Source organism: Pseudomonas sp. HMSC076A11, from assembly GCF_001810205.1.
GTDB classification, from domain to species: Bacteria; Pseudomonadota; Gammaproteobacteria; order Pseudomonadales; family Pseudomonadaceae; genus Pseudomonas; species Pseudomonas aeruginosa.
Genome location: NZ_KV800310.1, coordinates 59,187 through 59,531 on the forward strand (window position 1 = coordinate 59,187; position 345 = coordinate 59,531).

General features: G+C 71.9%; 1 protein-coding gene. It reads left to right on the forward strand.

Annotated features, from left to right (window positions below; genetic code table 11):
* The coding region (vgrG, locus tag HMPREF2716_RS16580) for a type VI secretion system tip protein VgrG (RefSeq protein ID WP_141762316.1) at nt 1-345 on the forward strand (345 nt) is incomplete at both ends.

The window sequence follows — 345 nt, forward strand, 5'->3', positions numbered from 1 at the left end:
ACGTGCAGAGCCAGGACGGCGAGCAGTACGCGCGGACCCGTATCGAAGCCTTGCAGGCGCGCTACGAACGGGTGCGCCTGCGCGGCCGCGCCCGCGGCCTGGGTTCGGGCCACCTGTTCAAGCTCAGCGGCTACCCGCGCGAGGACCAGAACCGCGAGTACCTGGTGGTCGGCGCCGAGTACCGGGTGGTCCAGGAACTCTACGAGACCGGCGGCGGCGGGGTCGGCGCGCAGTTCGAGAGCGAGCTGGACTGCATCGATGCCGGCCAGGCCTACCGCCCCTTGCCGACCACTCCGCTGCCGATCGTCCGTGGCCCGCAGACTGCGGTGGTGGTCGGGCCCAAGG